Consider the following 22,617-nt stretch of genomic DNA (forward strand, 5'->3'; position numbering starts at 1 on the left):
TGACGGCGCTACACTGCAGCATGACCGTCTCCGTGAGGGCGATCGGCGTGGCCGTTCCTCAGACCATCCTTCATCAAGACGAGATCAGGGATGTGTTCCGCGACCAACCCGGGCGGAGCCGTCTCGCCCAACGTCTCATCGGCGCCGCGTTCGACGCGTCCGCGATCGACACCAGGCACACCGTCATCGACGCCTTCGACCACGAGGTCGAGACGACCACGGCCGCCTTCTACGACGCGGAGCAGCGGCAGGTGCTCTCCCCGCCCACCGGCGTGCGGAACGACGCCTACATCGAGCACGCTCCCCCGCTGCTCCTGGAGGCCGCGCGGCGGGCACTCGATGCAGCCCCCGGTCTGTCGGCAGCGGACGTCACCCACGTCGTGACCGCCTCCTGCACCGGGTTCTTCGCGCCCGGGCCGGAGTACCTCCTCGTGCGCGACCTTGGTCTCGATCCCGGTACGGAGCGCTACCACCTCGGGTTCCAGGGGTGTTTCGCCGCGTTCCCCGCCCTTCGCGCAGCACAGGCGTTCTGCACAGCCGACCCCGACGCCGTCGTCCTCGTGGTCTGCATCGAGCTTTGCTCCATCCATCTCCGTTCCTCCGACGACCCCGACGTGATCCTCGGGTCCTCGGTCTTCGCCGACGGTGCAGCCGCCGCCGTCGTCACCGGTCGCGACACCGGTTCGTCCGCGCCCGTGCTCGAGTTCGACGGCTGGTCCACGGCGCTCGTACCGGACGGCGAGACGGAGATGGCCTGGACCATCGGTGATCACGGCTTCGAGATGGTCTTGAGCGGCGCGGTCCCCAAGCTGATCGGTGAGCACCTCGAGATCGCCCTCCGCCCACTCCTCGCCGCAGCCGACGACGCCCCGGTCTCGTCGATCGACCGCTGGGCGATCCATCCCGGTGGCCGGAGCATCCTCGACCGGGTCCAGCGCGGATTCGGGCTCGACGACGAACTGCTGGCTCCGTCACGCACGGTGCTCCGCGAGTACGGCAACATGTCGAGTGCGACCGTGCTCTTCATCCTCCAGCGCCTGCTCGACGGCGCGCCGGCCGACGCCGATGAACGGGTGTGCGCCCTCGCCTTCGGTCCGGGACTGACGATCGAGAGCGCGCTGCTCCGGCTCCGGGCCGGCCGAGCCTGATGCTGCCCGACCTCGGCCGCCGTGCGACGGATCTTCCTGAACTGATGGACGATCCCGACTGCGATCCCGTGCTGCTGGAGGCCACCTACGCCAGGTTCGCGACGGTGAACCGGCTCGTCTCGGGCTGGCGTGGCCTGTACCGGTCGCGCATCCGTCCGCTCCTCCACCCGTCCCGGACCACGACGATCCTCGACATCGGCTTCGGTGGTGGCGATGTCGCCGTGGCCATCGCCGACTGGGCGAGGGCCGACCACCTCCCCGTGCAGGTGGTGGGGATCGATCCAGACGAGCGGTCCGTGGCCTTCGCCCGTCGCCGGTACCCCGATGGCCCCGTCGCCTTCCGTCCGGCGCACAGCAGCGACCTCGTCGCCGCTGGCGAGGAGGCCGACATCGTCCTGTCCAACCACGTGCTCCACCACCTCGATCCCGCGGGCCTGTCGAGCCTGCTCGCCGACAGTTCACGGATCACCAGACGACTCGCCCTGCACAGCGACCTCGAGCGCAACCGACTCGCGTACGCGGTCTACGGTCTCGCCACCCGTGCAGGACGACGGCGCTCCTTCCTCCATGTCGACGGGCTCCGCTCGATCCGTCGCAGCTATCGCCAGGAGGAGCTGCAGCGCGTCGTGCCGAACGACTGGATCGTCGAGCGCCGGTTCCCCATGCGACTCCTGCTCTCACAGATCGTCCCGTCGGCAGCGGACGGCCGCCGATGACCACCGAGGTGCTCGTCATCGGTGGTGGACCGGTCGGCCTCGTGTCCGCGATCCTCCTCGCTCAGGCCGGCGTCGACGTGACCGTCTGGGAACGACGGTCGGACTCCCCCTCCGGCACCCGGGCGATCGGGATCCACCCGCCCTCGCTCGACCTGTTCGAGCAGCTCGGTGTCCTCGACGAGATCCGCCGCGACGCGGTCCGGATCGACCAGGGCGAAGCCTGGAACGCCGGACGACGCCTCGGGGCGGTCGTGTTCCGTGATCGGCCCGTACCGCACCCCTACGTCGCCGCGCTCGAGCAATGGCGGACCGAACGGATCCTCCGTGCTCGACTCGAGGCCGTCGCGCCGGGATCGCTCCGGACGGGGACGAGCTGTACGCGGTTGACTCCGGCCGAGGACGGTGTCCTCGTGTCCGGGAACGACGCCGATGGAACGGTGAGAACCCGCGCAGCCGTCGTGGTCGTCGCAGCAGGCGGACGCGCCACCGTCGACGGGATGCAGGCTCCAGGCCCCGTGCACCGGTACCGGGACCGGTACCTCATGGGCGACGTCGCGGATCGGAGTGGGGCAGGTTCCATCGCCAGGGTGCACCTGCACCACCGAGGGGTCGTCGAGTCCTTCCCGCTCCCCCACGGTGTGCGACGATACGTCGTGCACACCGGGTACTCGGTCGATCAGGACCCCGCCCGCCCGGAGCCCACCGCGTCCGACCTCGCGTCCCTCGTCGCCGAACGCACCGGCGACGACGTGGATCCGGCGACGAACACCATGCTCAGCGCCTTCGGCGTGCTTCGTCGACGACGGAAGCGCGTCGTCGACGGTCGGGTCGTCTATCTGGGCGACGCCGCCCACGAGATCAGCCCGATCGGCGGGCAGGGCATGAACCTGGGCTGGTCCGACGCACGGGTCTTCGCGCCACTGATCGCCCGCATGACCACCGGACATCTCTCGACACAGCACGACGTGGCCGCGGCCGTCTCCCGCCAACAGCGCGCGATCCGTCGGGCCTCATGGCAGGCGGAGCTCAACATGCGCTTGGGACGTCCGTTGCCGGGCCCGCTCGTCGGGATCCGGGACCTCGCGCTGCGAACCGCGCTCAACGGTCCCGCGATGCCGATCCTCGCCGACGCCTACACGATGCGCTGGCTGCGCTGACGCCGTCCGAGGTCCTGCGCTTCAGTGACCGACGTGCACGCCCGCCGAAGCCTGGTCCGTTCGCCGGATGAGGAACGACGCACCGATCGCGAGCAGCGAGAGCACGGCGCCGCACATGAACGCAGCCTGCACGCCGGCTGCCGTCGCGTCGACCGCGGAACTCCCGGCCGCCGCACGAGCCGCTGCCGTGGTCGACATCATCGTGATGAACAACGCCGTCCCCGCTGCTCCGGCCAGTTGCTGGACCGTGCCGACGATGGCGCTGCCGTGCGGGTAGAGCTCGGGCCGCAGCGAACCGAGCGCCGAGGTCAGGAGCGGTGTGAACATGAACGCGAGGCCGGCGCTCAGCAGCACGTGCACGGCGATGATCATGACGATGGCGCTGTCGACGCCGAGCATCGTCAGCAGCCAGAGCGCAGCACTCACGGCGAAGGCCCCGGGGATCACAAGTGGACGCGGACCGAACCGGTCGAACAGCGACCCGACCAGCGGCGCGAGAGCGGCCATCGTCAGGCCGCCCGGCAGCAGCATGAGGCCGGTGGTCAGGGTGTCGACCTGAAGCACGGTCTGCAGGTAGATCGGCAGGATGATCAGGGAGCCGAACAATGCCATCATGACGATCGCGACCAGGATGATCGAGACGGAGAACGAGCGGTTCGCGAAGGTGCGGAGGTCCATGAACGCCCGGTCGTCGCGTGCGAGAGCGCGCTGGCGGAGGACGAAGCCGAGCAGGGCGAGGACACCGACCGCGAGCGGGATCCAGACGGGCATGAGCGCGTGTCCCTCGGCGGACTCGCCGATGCTGCTGAGCCCGAAGATGAGGCCACCGAACGCGAAGGCGGAGAGGACGAGCGACAGCACGTCGAAGCGGACCCGACGCGGCTCTGTCACGTTCCGCACGAGGATGGCGCCGAGGACCAGCGAGGCGACGGCGATGGGGAGGACGATCCAGAACATCCAGCGCCAGTCGAGCACGCTCAAGATGAGCCCGGAGACGGTCGGCCCGACGGCCGGCGCGACCGAGATGACGATCGAGATCGCACCCATCGTCCGGCCGCGCGCCGAGACCGGCACGACGTTGAGCACGGTCGTCATGAGCAGCGGCATCATGATGGCGGTACCGCTGGCCTGGACGACCCGACCGAGCAGGAGGGTGCCGAATCCCGGGGACAGCGCGGCGATGAGCGTACCGAGGCTGAACAGCACCATCGCGGTGATGAACATCGTCCGGAGGGAGAACCGCTCCAGGAGGAACCCGGTCGCGGGGATCACGACGGCCATGGTGAGCATGAAGCCGGTGGTCAGCCACTGCGCGGAACTCGCCGTGATGTCGAGGTCCTCCATGAGCCGCGGCAGGGCGACACTCATGATCGTCTCGTTGAGGATGACGACGAACGCCGACACGAGGAGCAGCCCGATCAGGAGCTTGGACCCGGGTGGAAGGCGGTCGTCCGAGGGCTTCCCGGTCGTCGGGACGGAACCGGTCGGATTCGGCACGGTTTCAGTCGTCATAGCGGTGTCATCCTTCTCAGGCCTCGGCCGTCGTGCGGGCAGACGCCTGCCCTCTCGAAACACAAGCGTCATGTCGCCGCTGGTATTCCCATGCGTGTCGACCGGTTACGCGCAGGGCGAAGACCCGTTCCGGACGGACGGTTCCGGTGCCAGCATGAGGACATGACAGTTCCCACCATCACCCTGAACGACGGCCACACCATCCCTCAGCTCGGCTTCGGCGTCTTCCTCGTCGACCCGCAGGAGGCTGAGCGCATCGTCTCGGACGCGCTCGAGGTCGGCTACCGCCACATCGACACTGCGGCCATCTACAAGAACGAGGAGGGCGTCGGCGCCGCCATCGCGAAGTCGGGCATCCCCCGCGACGAACTCTTCATCACCACGAAGCTCTGGAACGACCGCCACCAGAAGGCGTCCGCGCACACCGCCATCGACGAGAGCCTCGACAAGCTCGGGCTCGACCACGTCGACCTGTACCTGACCCACTGGCCGACCCCGGCCAAGGACGACTACCTCGAAGCATGGCTCGCCCTCGAGGAGATCAAGGCGGCCGGCAAGGCGCGTTCGATCGGCGTGTCGAACCACCAGGTCGAGCACCTCGAGAAGCTGATCGCCGGTTCCGAGACGGTCCCTGCGGTCAACCAAATCGAACTCCACCCGGCGTTCGCCCAGCGTGAGCTGCGCGCCTTCGGTGCCGAGCACGGCATCCACATCGAGTCCTGGGGCCCGCTCGGTCAGGGCAAGTACGACCTCTTCGGCGAGCAGGCCGTCTCCGCTGCAGCCGAGGCGCACGGCGTCACGCCGGCGCAGGTCGTGATCCGGTGGCACCTGCAGAACGGGCTCATCGTCTTCCCGAAGTCGAACTCGCGCGAGCGCATCGCGCAGAACTTCGACGTCTTCGGCTTCGAGCTGTCCGCCGACGAGATCGCGTCCATCGACGCCCTCGACTCGGGCAAGCGCGTCGGCAGCCACCCCGACGAGGTGAACTGACCTCAGGGCCTCGCCCAACCCAGAGTCGTACCAACACAGTGTCGTACCAACGCAGAAGTCCCCGTCAGCTGTTCGGCTGACGGGGACTTCTCGGTGTTCGGGTGGATCTGAGGGGACTCGAACCCCTGACCCCCTGCATGCCATGCAGGTGCGCTACCAGCTGCGCCACAGACCCGTATTCAACTTGCTTGCCCCTGCTGTTTCAGCGGAAGCAACTTGAATAGGTTACTACATCTTGAGAGCGGTTGTGACCACTTTCGGTGCTCGGCACCGACGGGATGGTCAGTTCGCGGGCTGCGGTGCGGACGAGACCAGCGGAATCACCGGGCAGTCCTTCCACAGACGCTCCAGCGAGTAGTACATCCGCTCCTCCTCGTGGAAGACGTGGACGACGACCTCGCCGAAGTCGAGCAGGATCCACCGCCCCTCGGACTTGCCTTCGCGGCGAAGCGTCTTCACGCCGCTCGCGTTCAGGCGGTCCTCGACCTCGCCGGCGATCGCGACGACGTTGCGCTCACTCCGACCGGTGACGAGGAGGAAGGCGTCGACGAACGGCAACGGACCGGAGACGTCGAGCGCGACGAGATCCTCGCCGCCCTTGGACTCGGCTGCGGTCGCTGCGAGCTGGACGGCGTCCAGTGTGGTGTCGGACAGGGTCATGTGGTGTACTCCTCTGGCGATCGCATCGTGCGCGATCGGGTGAATGCCGGCAGGGCTAGAACGCTCCGCCGAAGAATCCGATGATGAGCACCGCGATCACGCCGGCGGCGAGCACCGCGGCGGCGATCGCGAGCGTCATCAGCAGCTTGTTGCTCTGGTTGGTGGTGGCCGGGACGACGTCGCGGGTGGAACCGTGGCTACTGACCGCGCGGCTGGCCGCGACGGGGGACGCTGCGGTGACCGAGGCCGGCAGCTCGTCGCCCTCGATGAGTCGGTCGATCCCTGCACCGTCGAAATGGTTCGGGTCTTGACCGGCGGAACCCAGTCCGCGGGGCAGATCGATGGTTCCGGTGATGAGGATCTCGCCCGTGGAGTTGGATGTGGCGCCCGCCTCAGCCTGCGCCGGAGCGACGGGGATGATGAGCGAGCTCGTGGTGATCTGCCCCGTGCTCGTCATGCCGCTTCCGAGGAGGTCTTCGAACGCGACCTCATTGTCGGCCTGCGAAGCCTTCTCGGCTTCCAGTGCAGCCACGAGCATGGAGTCACGCCCGAACCCCTTCGACAGGGTCGATGCGGGGTCCTCGGAGATGTCGTCGCGGTCCGAGACGTCGAAGAGCGAACCGGTGGCCACCGGTGTCGCAGCGGCGGGGGTCACGGGAGGCGTCGGCGCCTCGGCGGACCGTGCCTTGGCTGCGCGCTCGTCGGCGGCGGCCCGCTCAGCGGCCTTGCGTTCGGCCGCCTTGCGTTCAGTGGCCATGCGCTCGGCGGCCTGCTGTTCTTCGGCCTTGCGCTCGGCGGCCTGGCGCTGCTCGGCTTGTTTGGTCGCCTCGGCTTCGCGACGTTCCTGCTCAGCTGCAGCGGCAGCCTTGGCGTCCGCTTCCTGCTGCGCGAGCTTCGCGGCCTGCTGACGGGCCGCCTTGTTCTGCTTCTGGGGCGGAGCGACCACCTGATCGGGCGTCCGCGGCGGCAGGGCCACCGAGGGGACCGGCTGCTCGACCGGAGGAGCGACCGGCGCTGCCGGGGAGCCCACCTGCTCGATCGAGCCGGTGCGCTCGAGTTCTCGCAACTGACGGCGCGTGAGTCCACCGGTCGGGGCCGGAGCAGGTGCACCGGAGGACGGAGCGCTCGTCGACGGCGCGGGTGACGTGGACGCAGGCGCTGGAGCGCTCTCGTCGCGCGACGTGGTCTGCTCGGGGATCGCTCCCCCGGCGACGGGTTCGGATGTCGACGCGCGTCGTGTCCGTGGTGCAGCGGCGTCCGGCGCCGCTTCGTCAGCGGACGTCGACGGCTGCTGGCTCGCTCGAGCCTGTCGCCTGGTCAGGGGCGCATCCTCTGGCAACGCGGTCATGTGGCTTCACTCCGATACAGGTGGTGCTTGGTGATGTACTGCACGACACCGTCGGGAACCAGATACCAGACCGGAAAGCCTTTGCTCACCCGGCTCCGGCAATCCGTCGACGATATCGCTAGGGCCGGAACTTCCAACAAGCTTACGTCGTGCTGTGGTAATCCGGAAACGTTCAAATCGTGTCCCGGTCTACTCACAGCGACGAAGTGAGCGAGGTCCCACACCTCTCTGACGTCTTTCCAACTGAGGATCTGGGCGATCGCGTCGGCACCCGTGATGAAGAACAGCTCGGCATCGGGACGCTTCCGCCGCAGATCGCGGAGCGTGTCGATCGTGTACGTCGGTCCGGCTCGATCGATGTCGACCCGGCTGACGGTGAAGCGGGGGTTCGCTGCGGTGGCGATCACGGTCATGAGGTAGCGGTGCTCGCTGTCGCTCACGCCCGACTTCCGGTACGGCATGCCGGTCGGGACGAAGACGACCTCATCGAGATCGAAGTGCTGCGCGACCTCCGAGGCGGCGACGAGGTGCCCGTGGTGGATCGGGTCGAACGTCCCGCCCATGACCCCGATCCGAGGACGACGGGTCTTCGTCTCGGTGACGGGCGCGCTCACGCCGGACAGCTTAGTGGCCGTGCTCGCCGTGAGCGGAGGCCGACTCGCCCTTGTCGGCATGACGGTTGGCGACGTCGCGGTAGCTGAAGGTCACGGCGCCGAGGATGGCGAACAGCACGAGGGCGACCGCGCCGAACACCCAGGTCGGTGCGGCGAGTTCGACGGCGTGCTCCGATTCAGCCAGGACGGCGGTGGCCAAGACGGACGCGGCAATCGACATGATCTCTCCTTCTGTGCGACGCCTGGTGACGCCCGTACCAGTCTAGCGACTACCGACGGGTGTGGCCCGAACCACGCACGAGCCACTTCGTACTCGTGAGTTCCGGCAGCCCCATCGGTCCGCGGGCATGGAGCTTCTGCGTCGAGATCCCGACCTCGGCGCCGAATCCGAACTCGGCGCCGTCGGTGAAGCGGGTCGAGGCGTTGACCATGACGACGGCCGAATCGACCTCGGCGAGGAACCGGTCGGCGTTCACCACGTCGTTCGTGATGATCGCGTCGGTGTGTCCGGTGGAGTATCGATCGATGTGCTCGAGCGCGGCGTCGAGATCGTCGACCACGCGCACCGAGAGCTCGAGCGACATGTGCTCGGTGGACCAGTCCTCCTCCACGGCGGGCACGACGTCGGCGAAGACCTCGCCGGCACGTTCGTCCGCGTGGATGAGCACCCCGTGCTCGCGCAGGTCGCCGAGCACGGCGGGCAGCAGGCGCGCGGCCGCAGCGCGGTGGACGAGGATCGTCTCGAGCGCGTTGCAGACCGATGGCCGCTGCACCTTGGCGTTGCGCACGATGTCGACGGCCCAGTCGAGTTCGGCACTCTCGTCGAGGAACACGTGGACGACGCCGGCGCCGGTCTCGATCACGGGGACCGTCGACTCTCTGACGACCGTCTCGATGAGTGACGCGCTCCCCCGCGGGATGAGGACGTCGATCAGGCCTCTGGCGTTCATGAGCTGCTTCGCACCGTCGCGACCGAACTCGTCGATGGTCTGTACCGCGTCCCCGGGAAGACCGACGGACTCGAGCGCCGATCGCAGCAGTCCCACGAGGACCGCGTTCGAGTGTTCCGCCGCTGACCCGCCGCGGAGCACCACGGCGTTGCCGCTCTTGATCGCGAGGGCGGCGATGTCGACCGTGACGTTCGGGCGCGCCTCGTAGATCGCGCCGACCACGCCGAACGGGACGCGTACCTGCTCGAGCTTCACCCCGTCCGGAGTGTTGCTTCCGCGGACCACCTGGCCGACCGGGTCGACGATCGCGATGACGTCGCGGACCGCCACCGCGAGCCCGTCGATGCGGCCCCGGTCGAGGCGGAGACGGTCTTGCAGGCCGACACTGATGCCCTGCTCGCGTCCCGCGACGAGGTCGCGCTCGTTGGCGGCGATGACCGCATCCGCGCCCTCGACGATCGCGACGGCGATGGCCTCGAGGGCCCGGTTCTTCTGCGCGGTGGTCGCCTGGGCGAGGACCCGGGAGGCACGCTTCGCAGCGGTGAGACGATCCGCGAGTGGCAGCACGGTGGTGGTTGGCGACGACATGCGTCGATTCTACTCAGCGGCGTCTGGTGGACGCTCTCCGCGTCACGCCGGTTGGAACCAGGTGCCGAGGTGCTCACCGCGGAGGGCGGACGCGACGTTCGTGGTCGACGTCACGAGGACGGACGTCCCCGCCTCGGCGGCCAACCGGGCGGCCGACACCTTCGTGCCCGCTCCCCCGGTGCCGACGCCCGCGGAGCCGATGTCGCCGAAGGTGACGCCCGAGAGGGTGTCTCCGAACGGGACCTCCTCGATGCGCTCGGCACCCGCTTCGTGCGGAGGGCGGGTGTACAGCGCGTCGACGTCACTCAGCAGGACGAGGACGTCGGCCGCGACGAGGACCGACACGAGGGCGGCAAGGCGGTCGTTGTCGCCGAACCGGATCTCGTGTGTCGCGACGGTGTCGTTCTCGTTGACGATCGGCAGGATGCGCAACCCGAGGAGGCGTTCCATCGCCCGCTGGGCATTGCTCCGGTGACTGGGGTTCTCGAGGTCGCCGGCGGTGAGCAGCACCTGGCCCGCGACGATGCCGAACCGGTCGAGGCTGTCCTGGTACCGGTAGATCAGCACGTTCTGCCCGACGGCGGCAGCCGCCTGCTGCGTCGCCAGGTCGCTCGGACGGGCGTCGAGGCGGAGGTAGGGCATCCCGGTCGCGATGGCGCCCGAGGACACGAGGATGACCTCGGTGCCTCGGGCGTGCGCCTCGGCCAGAGCCTCGACCAGCGCAGTGATCTGCCCGGCGTTGTCGCCACTGATCGAGGAGGACCCGACCTTCACGACGATGCGTCGCGCCGAGGGGATGCCACTGCGCTGGTGGATGGTCACCGGTCGTCGTCCTCCGTCGTGACACCCTCGTCCTGCTGCGCGTCGGCCGGCACGGAGCCGACCTCGAAGCCCTCGTCGTCGTTCCAGAGACCGGCCGCACGTTCGCGGAGCAGCTCGGCACGGGCCTCGGCCTTGGCGTCCATGCGCTCGAAGTACTCGTCGCGACGCTGGTTGCGCGTCGGGCGGTGGCTCGCATCGAGACGCGGGTCCGTTCCACGCGGCTGCGTCAGCAGTTCCGCGGTGCTCGTCAGTGTGGGCTCCCAGTCGAAGACCACACCGCCACCCGCACCGATCATCACGGTCGCGCCGGCGACGGCACCGGCCTTGAAAAGCGCCTCTTCGACGCCGAGCTTCGCCAGTCGGTCCGCGAGGAACCCGACGGCCTCCTCGTTGTTGAAGTCCGTCTGCTGCACCCAGCGTTCCGGCTTCGCGCCGAGGATGCGGTAGAGGTTGCCGTAGGTGCCACCCTCGACCGTGACGGTGAACTTGGAGTCGTCGACGGGCTTCGGGCGCAGCACGATCCGGGGCTTCGCAGCCTCGAGGGCTGCGCGGGCGCGGCTCTCCTCGACGAGCTCGCTCAACGCGAACGAGAGCTGTCGGAGGCCTTCGCGCGAGACCGTCGAGATCTCGAAGACCTTGTAGCCGCGCGCCTCGAGGTCGGGACGCAGGAACTCCGCGAGCTCCCTCGCCTCCGGGACGTCGATCTTGTTGAGCGCGATGAGCTGCGGACGCTCGACCAGCGGCGTCTGCCCCTCCGGCACCGGGTAGGCGGCGAGCTCGGCCAGGATGATGTCGAGGTCGCTGATGGGGTCGCGTCCCGGTTCGAGCGTCGCGCAGTCCAGCACGTGCAGGAGCGCGGAGCAGCGCTCGACGTGACGCAGGAACTCGAGACCGAGGCCCTTGCCCTCACTTGCGCCCTCGATGAGTCCGGGGACGTCCGCCATGGTGTAGCGGACCTCGCCGGCCTCGACGACGCCGAGGTTCGGGTGCAGGGTGGTGAACGGGTAGTCCGCGATCTTGGGTTTCGCCGCGGACATCGCCGCGATGAGGCTGGACTTGCCGGCGGAGGGGTACCCGACGAGCGCGACGTCGGCGACGGTCTTCAGCTCGAGGAGGACGTCGCCTTCCCAGCCGGGCGTGCCGAGCAGCGCGAAGCCTGGGGCCTTGCGCTTGGTCGACGAGAGTGCCGCGTTCCCGAGGCCGCCCTGGCCGCCGGGAGCGACGACGAACTCCATGCCGGGCTCGACGAAGTCGACGAGTTCGACGCCGTCGACGTCCTTGACGACCGTCCCGACGGGGACCGGCAGGATGAGCGTCTCGCCCTGGAACCCGTTGCGGTGGTCGCCCATGCCGAAGCCGCCGGTGTCGGAGCTCCGGTGCGGTGACCGGTGGTATCCGAGCAGCGTCGTGATCTGAGGATCGGACACGAGCACGATGTCACCACCGTGTCCGCCGTTGCCGCCATCGGGGCCGGCCAGCGGCTTGAACTTCTCGCGCTTCACGGAGACGCAGCCGTTGCCGCCGCCGCCCGCTCGCAGGTGCAGTGTGACCCGGTCGACGAATGTGACCATGGACGCTCAGCCCCTCTCTGGATCATGGAACTCGGTTGTACGACAGCAGGGGGCGGGCCGAAGCCCGCCCCCTGCTGGAAAGACGTTGTTGCTACTCTGCAGCAGCGACGATGTTGACGACCTTGCGGCCACCCTTGTTGCCGAACTGCACGGAGCCGGCCTCGAGGGCGAACAGCGTGTCGTCGCCGCCACGACCGACGTTGGCGCCGGGGTGGAAGTGCGTGCCGCGCTGACGGACGAGGATCTCGCCCGCGAGGACGACCTGGCCGCCGAAGCGCTTCACACCGAGACGCTGTGCATTGGAGTCACGACCGTTGCGAGTGGAACTCGCACCCTTCTTGTGTGCCATCTCTTCTTCTCCTCGATGCCTTACTTGATGCCGGTGATCTTGACGCGCGTGAGCTCCTGACGGTGCCCCTGACGCTTCTTGTAACCGGTCTTGTTCTTGAACTTCTGGATGATGATCTTCGGACCGCGGAGGTTCTCGAGCACCTCGGCCGTCACCGTGATCTTCGCGAGCGACTTCGCGTCGGAGATGATCTTCTCACCGTCGACGTGGAGCACCGCGGGAAGCTCGATGTTGCCATCCTTGTCGGCCTTGACCCGGTCCATCGTGACGATGGTTCCGATCTCGACCTTCTCCTGCCGTCCTCCGGCGCGCACAACTGCGTAAACCACTACGTACCCGTTCTTTGGGGAGCGAAACGCTCCGACTGACTGTTGCTGGAAGTTACTGCTCGGAAAGGCTCGAACACGTGGGACACCTTGATGGCAGAAAACCGTTGGGCGTGGCATTGAAAACTCAATGCACACCAACGGTCGAGTTTACTTCATCGTGCAGTCCAGGTCAAACCAGTGGGCACAGAACCTCGTGACCGAGGCTGTTCCTCACGGCTCCCACACCGGACGCACTCGACCAGTGTACCCCGGGGGCTCCTGAACGCCGGCCGGGTGCCCGGCGCGTCCGGCCACGGACGGGAATCGCGCGAGGGGCCCGATGGTTGGATGGAGGCATGACGGTGCTCATCGATCCCCCGCTGTGGCCGGCGCACGGCACGCTCTGGTCCCACGTGGTGAGCGACAGCTCCCTGGAGGAGCTGCACGCCTTCGCCGGACGCACCGGGCTCCCGCCGCGATCGTTCGACCTCGACCACTACGACGTCCCCGCCGAGCGCCATGCCTCGCTCGTGGCGGCCGGCGCCGTCGCGGTGACCGGCGGCGAACTCGTCCGTCGACTCATCGCCAGCGGCTTGCGCATCACCGCACGCGAACGGCGCGCCTCCCGAGGAGACGCGCCGTCCTGATGCGACCTGACTATTCGGCCTGACGCTGGGCGCCGTCCGAGCCGACGGCCTGTCCGCCCGCGAGTGAAGCGGTCGACACCCGGCGGCTCCGGCCGCGACCCTGGCCCGGCTGCTTCGGCTCGGGGAGCGCGTCGAGGACGGACTCGAGCAGGTGCTCGGGGTCCGCGACGGCGGCGCGACGCGGCTTGTCGGCGACCGGTGCGATCGGCAGGTCGAGCAAGGCCAGCGTCGGGGCCGCGGATTCGGTCGGCGCCTCGGTGGAGCGCTCCTCCGAAGCACCCCGGCGGGACCCGTCACCGCCACGACGACGCGGTTCGCGCTTCTCGCGCCGGCTCCGACGACCGTCGTGCGATCCGGACTGATCCTCCGGTGACGTCGTGGACTCGTCCGCGACCGACTCCTCGGAACCCTGCGCCTCTACGTGCTGCGACTGTGTGTGCTGTGCCTCGGCCACGACGGCGTCGGCCACGGCCTCGGCGGCGGCGAGCTCCTCGTGGTGCAGCGTGCGCGCCGCGATCAAGGCGAGCGCGTTCTTCGCGTCGTCGGTGATCCCGTGCGTCTGTCCCGCCGGCTTCTGCTGGGCGCTCTGGCCGTTCGAGGACGGCTGGCCGCCCTGCGACCCGCCCTTGCCGCGCCGACGCTGCTGCTCCGGCTGCGGCGTCTGGCGGTGCTTCACGACGGGGTCGTGGTGCACGACCACGCCGCGTCCGGCGCAGACTTCGCAGGGCTCGCTGAACGTCTCGAGCAGGCCGAGGCCGAGCTTCTTGCGCGTCATCTGCACGAGACCGAGCGAGGTGACCTCGGCGACCTGGTGCTTCGTGCGGTCGCGGCTGAGGCACTCCACGAGGCGGCGCAGCACGAGGTCGCGGTTCGACTCGAGCACCATGTCGATGAAGTCGACGACGATGATCCCGCCGATGTCGCGCAGTCGCAGCTGACGCACGACCTCCTCGGCGGCCTCGAGGTTGTTCTTGGTGACCGTCTCCTCGAGGTTGCCGCCGGAACCGACGAACTTCCCCGTGTTGACGTCGACGACCGTCATGGCCTCGGTGCGGTCGATCACGAGGGATCCGCCGGACGGCAGCCAGACCTTGCGGTCGAGCGCCTTCTCGATCTGCTCGGCGATGCGGTAGTCGACGAAGGAGTCACCCGTGCCGTCATACGGCTCGACACGCTCGAGCAGGTCGGGGGCGACACCGCGCAGGTAGCTCTGGATGTCCTGCAACGCGTCCGAGCCCTGGATGACGAGCTTGTGGAAATCCTCGTTGAAGACGTCGCGGATGATCTTGATGAGCAGGTCGGGCTCGCTGTGCAGCAGTGCCGGCGACTGGACGGTCTCGATCTGACGGGAGATCTCCGACCACTGCGACTTCAGCCGCGTGACGTCGAGCGTGAGCTGCTCCTCGGTCGCGCCCTCGGCGGCCGTGCGGACGATGACGCCGACGTTCTCCGGGAGGACCTCCTTGAGGATCTTCTTCAGGCGGGCGCGCTCCGTGTCGGGCAGCTTGCGCGAGATGCCGTTCATCGAGCCGTTCGGCACGTAGACGAGGTACCGACCGGGGAGCGAGACCTGACTCGTCAGGCGCGCGCCCTTGTGTCCGACCGGGTCCTTCGTGACCTGGACGAGGACCTTGTCGCCGCCCTTGAGCGCGAGTTCGATCCGGCGGGGCTGGTTACCCGTCTCCACGGAGTCCCAGTCGACCTCGCCGGAGTACAGCACCGCGTTGCGTCCGCGACCGATGTCGACGAACGCCGCCTCCATGCTGGGGAGGACGTTCTGCACGCGGCCGAGGTAGACGTTGCCGATGAGCGACGCCTCCTGGCTCCTGGCGACGTAGTGCTCCACGAGCACGCCGTCCTCCAGGACGCCGATCTGCGTCTTGCCGTTCTTGGAGCGGACGACCATGACACGGTCGACCGATTCGCGGCGGGCGAGGAACTCGGCCTCGGTGACGACCGGACGACGACGACCGGCGTCGCGTCCGTCACGGCGACGCTGCTTCTTGGCCTCGAGCCTCGTCGAGCCGCGCACCTTCTGCGGTTCGGTGATGAGTTCGGGCTCACGCGGCGTGCGGACCTTGACCACGTTGCGGGTGTCGGGGCGTGAGTCGCCACCCCGCTCGCCCTGCTCCGGTCCGTCCTCGCCGGCACGACGACGCGTGCGACGCCTCGACGAGCTGAGCTCCGCCTCGAGCGGTTCGTCGTCGCGGTGGACGATCGGCGGCAGGTCGGGCGCCTGGAACAGCAGCATGGTGGTCGGTGGACGCACCGGTGCGGCAGGTGCCGACTGCTCGTCGGGCCCGGCCGCCTGGGCGTCCGTCTCGGTGCTGGTCGACTCGTCCGCCGTCTCGGGCGTCGTGAGGTGCTGGTCGGTCGGTTCGTGCTCGGTCCCCGGCGTGGCCGGATCCTCGGTGTGCTCTTTCACCATTCCTGGTGTACTCCCCTATGCCGGGTCGGTGGCCGCGCCACCCTCCGGTTCTTCGTCTCGTGCGTGCGGCCGCGGGTGCAGCCGTTCGCAAATCCTGTGTGATCGCTGGCTCTCGGAGCTCTCACGATCGTGCCGGCACGTGCCGGCGGGTCCTGGGCTCTCATTGCCCAACAAGCCTGTTGTGTCGTGCGGTCGAGCGCGGCTCGGGCACCACCCCACGATTATCGCACGAACAGGGCCGACGGTCCTGAGTACGGACCACCCGGGCATGTCCCGCCACCGTTCAGGCGGGCGTGCGAGAATCAGGGCGTGTCAACTCCGGTCATCGACGCGCGCCCCAGGGGCCTCGCGATCTTCCTCATCGTCGCAGGTGTCATCGGGTGGATCGCGGCGTTCGCGCTCACCCTCGACAAGTTCCAGCTCCTGCAGGATCCGAACGCCCAGCTCGGCTGCAATCTGAGCATCCTCGTGCAGTGCGGGGTCAACCTGAACTCCTGGCAGGGTGCCATCCTCGGATTCCCGAATCCGATCATCGGCCTCGCCGCCTGGATCGCCCCGATCGCCGTCGGCGTCGCGGTCCTCGCCGGTGCGCAGTTCGCGCGGTGGTTCTGGATCGCCTTCAACATCGGGTTCCTCGGTGCGCTGGGATTCGTCATCTGGCTGATCTCGCAGAGCATCTTCGTCCTCGGCACGCTGTGCCCGTGGTGCATGGTCACCTGGTCGGTGACGATCCCCTCGTTCATCGCGGTGACCTCGTTCACCCTGCGGAACGGCATCATCCCGGCGTCCCCCGCCGTCCGCCGCGTCGCCGGGGTCGTGTCCTCGTGGATCGTGGTGGTGACGCTCGGGTGCTACCTCGTGGTGGCGGTCATCGCCCAGCTCCGCCTCGACGTCCTGTCCTACCTGTAGCCGGTGGCGGCCCGAACGGCCGCCGGACGCGCACGACGAAGCCCGCCCCCGGAATCGGAGGCGGGCTTCGTCGTGCGGAGTCGGTGCGTCAGGCGAACCAGAGCGCGAGCTCGCGGGAGGCGGACTCGGGGCTGTCCGAGCCGTGGACGAGGTTCTGCTGGACCTTGAGGCCCCAGTCGCGGCCGAAGTCGCCGCGGATGGTCCCGGGCGCGGCGGTGGTCGGGTCGGTCGTGCCGGCGAGCGAGCGGAAGCCCTCGATGACACGGTTGCCGGCGACTCGGATCGCGACGACGGGACCGCTCAGCATGAACTCGACGAGGGGCTCGTAGAACGGCTTGCCCTCGTGCTCGGCGTAGTGGGCGGCCAGCAGCTCGCGGTCCGGCTCGACCATGCGCAGGTCCACGAGCGAATAGCCCTTCGCCTCGATCCGACGGAGGATCTCGCCGGTCAGGTTGCGTGCGACGCCGTCAGGCTTCACGAGTACCAGGGTTTCTTCAACAGCCACGGTCAATCCTTCGCTTCTCGGTAGAGCGCCTGCTGACGCTCGATCTTGTCGCCTTGGACCATCGCATAGGTCCAGACGGCTGCGGCCATCCCGCCGACGAGGAACATCATCGGCACGAGCAGGCCGGTAGCCACGATAGCGGCTTGCACCGCCCAGCCCAGCCAATACCCCCAGCGGAATCGCAGGAGCGGGATCGTCGCGACGATGATCAGACACAGCACCGCTCCGCCGATCAACGCGACCGGGGCCGGGAGGGCCTTCAGCCCGAAGATGACGAGCGCGCCGAGGAACATGACGATCATCTCGAAGCCGAGGATGATCGATCCGAGGGTCTGCTTGATGCTCCGTGGAGCCCGACTCCGTGCCATGCCGCTCATGCGGTCGCCTTCCATTCCCGGTCGTCGGCGATCTCGATCGCCTCGCCCACGAGGGTGATCGAGCCGGTGATCACCACCAGCCGGCGCGGCGCCTCCTCGGCCCAGCGCCGTGCGTCCTCAGCGGCCTCGTCGAGCGTGTCGGCGAAGGTCGACGCCGGCAGGTCGAGCGACGCGGCGAGGCGCGAGAGCTCCTCGGCGGGGATCGCCCGCTCCGACTCCGACTGGGTGAAGAAGAAGCCGGATGCGGCGGGCGCCAGGGTCGTCAGGATGCCGGCGGCGTCCTTGTCCTGGAGGATGCCGACCACGAAGGCGATCTCGTCGACGTCGAAGTAGCTGCCGAGTGCGGCGACCAGGGATGCGGCACCGTGCGGGTTGTGCGCAGCGTCGACGAGCACGGTCGGCTCGGTGCCGATGAGCTGCAGACGCCCCGGGGAGGCGACCTCGGTGAGGCCCTCAGCGAGGACGTCCTCCGCGATCGGCTGGGTCGCTCCGCCGAGGAACGCCTCGACCGCGGCGATCGCGAGCGTCGCGTTCCGTCCCTGGTGGTCGCCGTAGAGCGGGAGGTACAGCTCCGGGTAGGTGCCGGCGCGCCCTCGGACGGTGATGAGCTGTCCGCCCACCGCCACGGCGTCCTGCACGAGGGCGAACTCCTCACCTTCGAACACGGCCGGGTCGTCGACCGCCGCGGCGGCGTCGACGATCGCCTGACGCGCGTCGGGGTGCTGCGCGGCCGAGACCACCTGCGCACCGGGCTTGATGATCCCGGCCTTGGTGCGCGCGATCTCGGCGATCGTCTTGCCGAGCCGCTGCACGTGGTCGAGGTCGATCGGCGTGAAGACGGCGACCTCGGCATCGGCGGCGTTCGTCGAGTCCCAGGCACCGCCCATCCCCACCTCGACGACGGCGACGTCGACGGGGGCGTCGCCGAAGCAGGCGAATCCCAGGACGGTGAGCGCCTCGAAGAAGGTCAGCGCGGGCTCACCCGCCTCCGTCAGCTCGGCGTCGACCATCGCCAGATACGGCTTGATGTCGTCCCAGTTCCTGGCGACGGCCTCGTCCGAGATCCGCTCGCCGTCGATCCCGATGCGCTCGGTGAACCGGACGAGGTGCGGACTCGTGAAGAGACCGGTGCGGAGCCCGTGGGCGCGGAGGATGCTCTCGATCATGCGGGCCGTGCTCGTCTTGCCGTTCGTTCCGGCGATCTGGATGATCGCGAAGGACGACTCCGGGTTGCCGAGGAGCTCGAGCGCCCGCTTGGTGGCACCGAGACGCGGCTGCGGCTGTGCCTCCCCCAGCCGTTCCAGGAGCTCGCGGTACACGGCGTCGGCGGCATCGGCCGCGGACAACTCGTCTCCGGCGATCAGGTCATCGGACATCGGCGGTCTCCTCTGCACGCGCGACGGTCACGGTGAAGGCTCCGGCGTTGCCGAACTTCCCGGCCGCGAACGACTGGGCGAAGCCCGACGCTCCAGCCTCGGCCTCGTCGTCGGACCAGGTCAGGGACGTCGCCAGGGTGTCGCCGGCGAGGTCGACCACGTCGAGGGCACTGCGCACCGCGCGTTCGTCGGCGTCGTCCTCGAATCGGAGCTGCAGCCGGATCCGGTCGCTCACCTGCAGGTCCGCCGCCTTCCGGGTGTCCTGCACGGCACGGATGACGTCTCGGGCGAGTCCCTCCGCTTCGAGTTCGGGCGTCAGCGTGGTCTCGAGGAGAGCGAAGCCACCCGAGGGCAGCAGCGCGAGCGCAACGCCACCGGCGGCGCCCGAGGACGCCTCCATGACGAGCTCGTACTCGCCGTCGACGAGCTCGATGCCGCCGGCCGTGACCGTGCCGTCGACCTCGGACCAGTCGCCGCTCCGAGCGCCCTTGATCGCCTGCTGCACCGTCTTGCCGAGGCGCGGACCCGCCGCGCGGGCGTTGATCGAGAGGCGCGAGGTGACGCCGAACTCGGTGCCGCTGGTGTCGGTCAACTCGGCGAAGGAGACGGCCTTGAGGTTGAGCTCCTCGCGGAGGATCGCCTCGAACGGCGCGAGCGACGCGGGGTCGGGCGTGACCACGGTGAGCGAGGCGAGCGGCAACCGGACACGGAGACCGGCCTGCTTGCGGAGGGCGAGGGTGACACCGGAGACCTCGCGGACGCGGTCCATCGCCTCGACGAGTGCCGCGTCCTCCGGGAACGCTTCGGGCTCAGGCCAGTCGGTGAGGTGCACGCTGCGCTCGCCCGTCAGGCCGGTCCAGATCTGCTCCGTGATGAGCGGCAGGAGCGGAGCGGCGACCCGGCAGTACGTCTCGAGGACGGTGTAGAGCGTGTCGAAGGCGTCGCGGTCGAAGACGCCACCGTCGGTCGACCAGAAGCGGTCGCGGGAGCGACGCACGTACCAGTTGGTCAGGACGTCCGCGAAGTCCCGCAGCGAGGCCGCTGCGAGGGTCGCGTCGAACGCCTCGAGGTGATCGGTCACGGTGACGACGAGCTCACGCGTCTTGGCGAGGATGTAGCGGTCGAGGACGTCGGTGGAGTCCGTGCGCCACACGGCGTCGTAGCCACCAGGCACCGCCGTGTTGGCGTACAGCGAGAAGAAGTACCAGGTGTTCCACAACGGCAGCATCACCTGGCGGACGCCCTCACGGATGCCCTCCTCCGTCACGACGAGGTTGCCGCCGCGCAGCACCGAGCTCGACATGAGGAACCAGCGCATGGCGTCGGAACCGTCACGGTCGAAGACCTCGTTGACGTCGGGGTAGTTGCGCAGCGACTTCGACATCTTCTGGCCGTCGCTGCCGAGGACGATGCCGTGGCTCACGACGCTCGTGAACGCCGGCCGGTCGAACAGCGCGGTCGACAGCACGTGCAGGAGGTAGAACCACCCACGCGTCTGGCCGATGTACTCGACGATGAAGTCCGCGGGGCTGTGCGAGTCGAACCACTCGCGGTTCTCGAACGGGTAGTGCACCTGGGCGAACGGCATCGATCCGGAGTCGAACCAGACGTCGAGGACGTCGGTGATGCGGCGCATCGTCGACCGGCCGGTGGGGTCGTCGGGGTTGGGCCGCGTGAGCTCGTCGATGTACGGGCGGTGCAGATCGGTCGGGCGCACGCCGAAGTCGGCCTCGAGCTCGTCCAGCGAGCCGTACACGTCGATGCGCGGGTAGGCCGGGTCGTCGCTCTTCCACACGGGGATCGGCGAACCCCAGTACCGGTTGCGGCTGATCGACCAGTCGCGCGCACCCGCGAGCCACTTGCCGAACTGTCCGTCCTTGACGTTCTCCGGCACCCAGGTGATCTCCTGGTTGAGCTCCTCCATGCGGTCGCGGAACTCGGGCACGCGGACGAACCAGCTCGACACCGCCTTGTAGATGAGCGGCTGCTTGCAGCGCCAGCAGTGCGGGTAGGAGTGCTCGTAGCTCGCCTGACGCAGGAGGCGGCCCTGTGCCTTCAACAGCTGGGTGAGCGGCTTGTTGGCGTCGAAGACCTGGAGACCGGCGACGTCGGACACCTCCGGGAGGAACTTCCCGCCGTCGTCGACGGAGACGATCACCGGGATGCCGGCGGCCTCACACACCTTCTGGTCCTCTTCACCGTATGCGGGGGCCTGGTGCACGATGCCGGTGCCGTCCTCGGTCGACACGTAGTCGGCGACGAGGATGCGCCAGGCCTGCTCCATGCCCCACTCGGCGTCGGCGTAGTAGTCCCAGAGGCGGTCGTAGGAGACGCCTTCGAGCTCGCGCCCGACGATCGTCCGGGAGACGGCGGCCTGCGCCTCGGCCGCGGAGTCGTAGCCGAGGTCCTTCGCGTAGTTGCCGAGCAGCGCCGAGGCGATGAGGTACTCGCCGCCGAGGACCTCGGTGTCGGCGTGGGCGGAGCCCTCCTCGCGGAGCACCGTGGCGTCGGGGGTGCCGTTCGGGCCGGCCGGGACGACCGCGTATTCGATGTCGGGCCCGACGGCGAGCGCGGCGTTCGTCGGCAGGGTCCAGGGCGTGGTCGTCCAGGCGAGCGCGCGGACGGCGGTGAGCCCGAGGCTCTCGGCCTTCGGACCGACCAGCGGGAAGGTGACCGTGACGGTCTGGTCCTGGCGGGAGCGGTAGACGTCGTCGTCCATCCGCAGTTCGTGGTTGGAGAGCGGCGTCTGGTCGCGCCAGCAGTAGGGCAGCACCCGGTAGCCCTCGTAGGCGAGGCCCTTGTCGTGGAGCTGCTTGAAGGCCCAGATGACCGACTCCATGTAGGTCACGTCGAGGGTCTTGTAGTCGTGCTCGAAGTCGACCCAGCGCGCCTGGCGCGTCACGTAGTCCTGCCACTCCTCCGTGTAGCGGAGGACGGAGTCGCGTGCGACCTGGTTGAACGCGGCGAGCCCCATCTCGTCGATCTGGCGCTTGTCGGTGATGCCGAGCTGGCGCTCCGCCTCGAGCTCGGCGGGGAGGCCGTGGGTGTCCCAGCCGAACCGGCGGTGCACCTGCTTGCCGCGCATCGTCTGGAACCGGGGGAAGAGGTCCTTGGCGTAGCCCGTGAGGAGGTGACCGTAGTGCGGGAGGCCGTTCGCGAAGGGCGGGCCGTCGTAGAACACCCACTCCGGAGCGCCCTCGCGCTGGTCGATGGAGGCCTGGAAGGTGCCGTCGGTGGCCCAACGGGCGAGCACCCCCTCCTCGATCGAGGGGAAGCTGGGCGACGGCGTCACGCCGAACGCAGCGCCGTTCGACGCCGACTCGGTTGGGGTCGGTTCCTGGGACTTCGGGTAGCTCATCGTTCTCCTGGCAGGTCTCGTGGGTCCTGCGAGGACGCCGGCGTTGCCGACGCGGTACCACCCCGCTTGCCGCTCCACTGGAACGGCCGCTCTGCATCGGCTGTGACGGGCCTGACCCGCTCGGTTCTACTGGGCTCCCGCTGAGCGGTCGCTGTTCTGCCGAGGACTCCCCGGTGATGGCCGGATCGATGTCGATGGTCCCATCGTACAGCCTGCGGAGCGGCTGCGAGGAGGGTCGGCTACGAGGAGCTCGGCCCGTCGATCCGGGCGAGGGCGCGGCCGTA

The 22,617-nt window shown here is 68.8% G+C and carries 21 protein-coding genes and 1 tRNA gene; 6 read left to right on the forward strand and 16 right to left on the reverse strand.

The window, feature by feature from the left end; translation table 11 throughout:
• Window positions 1–20 precede the first annotated feature (20 nt).
• Genes IFT89_RS14020 through IFT89_RS14030 form a run of 3 tightly spaced genes read left to right on the forward strand, consistent with a single transcriptional unit; the run spans window position 21 to window position 3,021 of the window.
• Entirely contained in the window at window positions 21–1,148 is a 1,128-nt protein-coding gene (locus IFT89_RS14020; RefSeq protein ID WP_202939272.1) for a type III polyketide synthase, read from the forward strand.
• Window positions 1,148–1,864, forward strand: coding sequence for a methyltransferase domain-containing protein (locus IFT89_RS14025; protein WP_202939273.1), 717 nt, complete (start codon window positions 1,148–1,150; stop codon window positions 1,862–1,864). The genes IFT89_RS14020 and IFT89_RS14025 overlap by 1 nt, the downstream gene beginning before the upstream one ends.
• Window positions 1,861–3,021, forward strand: a complete 1,161-nt coding sequence (locus IFT89_RS14030; RefSeq protein ID WP_202939274.1) for an FAD-dependent oxidoreductase — start codon at window positions 1,861–1,863, stop codon at window positions 3,019–3,021. The genes IFT89_RS14025 and IFT89_RS14030 overlap by 4 nt, the downstream gene beginning before the upstream one ends.
• Before the next feature lie 21 nt (window positions 3,022–3,042).
• Here the strand turns inward: IFT89_RS14030 and IFT89_RS14035 are convergent, their stop codons facing one another.
• Window positions 3,043–4,533 carry a DHA2 family efflux MFS transporter permease subunit gene (locus tag IFT89_RS14035; RefSeq protein WP_191940927.1) on the reverse strand — a complete coding sequence of 497 codons (1,491 nt, stop codon included), beginning with the start codon at window positions 4,531–4,533 and terminating at the stop codon, window positions 3,043–3,045.
• Window positions 4,534–4,695: 162 nt separating this feature from the next.
• On the opposite strand from IFT89_RS14035, the gene IFT89_RS14040 reads away from it, so the two are divergent.
• Entirely contained in the window at window positions 4,696–5,523 is an 828-nt protein-coding gene (locus IFT89_RS14040) for an aldo/keto reductase (RefSeq protein ID WP_137241817.1), read from the forward strand.
• 102 nt (window positions 5,524–5,625) lie between these two features.
• On the opposite strand, the gene IFT89_RS14045 is transcribed toward IFT89_RS14040, so the two are convergent.
• The 10 genes from IFT89_RS14045 to rplU form a co-directional block, all read right to left on the reverse strand.
• A tRNA-Ala gene (locus tag IFT89_RS14045) sits at window positions 5,626–5,698 on the reverse strand.
• 107 nt (window positions 5,699–5,805) lie between these two features.
• On the reverse strand, window positions 5,806–6,183 hold the full coding sequence (rsfS, locus tag IFT89_RS14050; RefSeq protein WP_079002329.1) for a ribosome silencing factor: 378 nt from the start codon (window positions 6,181–6,183) through the stop codon (window positions 5,806–5,808).
• Window positions 6,184–6,238: 55 nt separating this feature from the next.
• Window positions 6,239–7,531 carry a hypothetical protein gene (locus tag IFT89_RS14055; RefSeq protein WP_202939275.1) on the reverse strand — a complete coding sequence of 431 codons (1,293 nt, stop codon included), beginning with the start codon at window positions 7,529–7,531 and terminating at the stop codon, window positions 6,239–6,241.
• Window positions 7,528–8,205 carry a nicotinate-nucleotide adenylyltransferase gene (gene nadD / locus IFT89_RS14060; RefSeq protein ID WP_137241820.1) on the reverse strand — a complete coding sequence of 226 codons (678 nt, stop codon included), beginning with the start codon at window positions 8,203–8,205 and terminating at the stop codon, window positions 7,528–7,530. Before nadD ends, IFT89_RS14055 begins: the two co-directional genes overlap by 4 nt.
• Window positions 8,156–8,365: a hypothetical protein gene (locus tag IFT89_RS14065; RefSeq protein ID WP_064295593.1), complete on the reverse strand. Its 210-nt coding sequence runs from the start codon at window positions 8,363–8,365 to the stop codon at window positions 8,156–8,158. Before IFT89_RS14065 ends, nadD begins: the two co-directional genes overlap by 50 nt.
• 49 nt (window positions 8,366–8,414) lie before the next feature.
• Entirely contained in the window at window positions 8,415–9,683 is a 1,269-nt protein-coding gene (locus IFT89_RS14070; RefSeq protein WP_137241821.1) for a glutamate-5-semialdehyde dehydrogenase, read from the reverse strand.
• Window positions 9,684–9,725: 42 nt separating this feature from the next.
• Window positions 9,726–10,505, reverse strand: coding sequence for a glutamate 5-kinase (gene proB / locus IFT89_RS14075; RefSeq protein WP_079002325.1), 780 nt, complete (start codon window positions 10,503–10,505; stop codon window positions 9,726–9,728).
• Window positions 10,502–12,076, reverse strand: coding sequence for a GTPase ObgE (gene obgE, locus IFT89_RS14080; RefSeq protein WP_079705726.1), 1,575 nt, complete (start codon window positions 12,074–12,076; stop codon window positions 10,502–10,504). Before obgE ends, proB begins: the two co-directional genes overlap by 4 nt.
• A 91-nt stretch (window positions 12,077–12,167) precedes the next feature.
• Window positions 12,168–12,425: a 50S ribosomal protein L27 gene (gene rpmA, locus IFT89_RS14085; RefSeq protein ID WP_056006626.1), complete on the reverse strand. Its 258-nt coding sequence runs from the start codon at window positions 12,423–12,425 to the stop codon at window positions 12,168–12,170.
• A gap of 20 nt (window positions 12,426–12,445) precedes the next feature.
• Window positions 12,446–12,754 (reverse strand): 50S ribosomal protein L21, encoded by a 309-nt coding sequence (rplU, locus tag IFT89_RS14090; RefSeq protein WP_079002324.1) that lies wholly within the window; start codon window positions 12,752–12,754, stop codon window positions 12,446–12,448.
• Window positions 12,755–13,089: 335 nt separating this feature from the next.
• On the opposite strand from rplU, the gene IFT89_RS14095 reads away from it, so the two are divergent.
• On the forward strand, window positions 13,090–13,380 hold the full coding sequence (locus IFT89_RS14095) for a DUF4031 domain-containing protein (RefSeq protein ID WP_064295598.1): 291 nt from the start codon (window positions 13,090–13,092) through the stop codon (window positions 13,378–13,380).
• 10 nt (window positions 13,381–13,390) lie between these two features.
• Here the strand turns inward: IFT89_RS14095 and IFT89_RS14100 are convergent, their stop codons facing one another.
• Complete coding sequence (locus IFT89_RS14100) at window positions 13,391–15,805, reverse strand: Rne/Rng family ribonuclease (protein WP_307783520.1); 2,415 nt, start codon at window positions 15,803–15,805, stop codon at window positions 13,391–13,393.
• A gap of 312 nt (window positions 15,806–16,117) precedes the next feature.
• Here IFT89_RS14100 and IFT89_RS14105 point away from each other — a divergent pair, with 312 nt between their 5' ends.
• A complete protein-coding gene (locus IFT89_RS14105) occupies window positions 16,118–16,717 on the forward strand; it encodes a vitamin K epoxide reductase family protein (protein WP_079705724.1) in 600 nt (199 codons plus the stop codon).
• A gap of 88 nt (window positions 16,718–16,805) precedes the next feature.
• Here the strand turns inward: IFT89_RS14105 and ndk are convergent, their stop codons facing one another.
• From ndk to ileS, 4 genes are read right to left on the reverse strand one after another with little or no spacing between them, the layout of a single operon-like run.
• A complete protein-coding gene (ndk, locus tag IFT89_RS14110) occupies window positions 16,806–17,222 on the reverse strand; it encodes a nucleoside-diphosphate kinase (protein ID WP_064295600.1) in 417 nt (138 codons plus the stop codon).
• A gap of 2 nt (window positions 17,223–17,224) precedes the next feature.
• Window positions 17,225–17,599, reverse strand: a complete 375-nt coding sequence (locus IFT89_RS14115) for a DUF4233 domain-containing protein (RefSeq protein WP_064295611.1) — start codon at window positions 17,597–17,599, stop codon at window positions 17,225–17,227.
• Window positions 17,596–18,975 carry a bifunctional folylpolyglutamate synthase/dihydrofolate synthase gene (locus IFT89_RS14120; RefSeq protein ID WP_202939277.1) on the reverse strand — a complete coding sequence of 460 codons (1,380 nt, stop codon included), beginning with the start codon at window positions 18,973–18,975 and terminating at the stop codon, window positions 17,596–17,598. The genes IFT89_RS14115 and IFT89_RS14120 overlap by 4 nt, the downstream gene beginning before the upstream one ends.
• The gene (gene ileS, locus IFT89_RS14125) at window positions 18,965–22,333 is read right to left on the reverse strand and encodes an isoleucine--tRNA ligase (RefSeq protein ID WP_202939278.1); all 3,369 of its coding nucleotides are present in this window, start codon (window positions 22,331–22,333) and stop codon (window positions 18,965–18,967) included. The genes IFT89_RS14120 and ileS overlap by 11 nt, the downstream gene beginning before the upstream one ends.
• Window positions 22,334–22,617: the final 284 nt, after the last annotated feature.

It is taken from the genome of Plantibacter sp. CFBP 13570 (assembly GCF_014841395.1).
GTDB lineage: Bacteria > Actinomycetota > Actinomycetes > Actinomycetales > Microbacteriaceae > Plantibacter > Plantibacter auratus.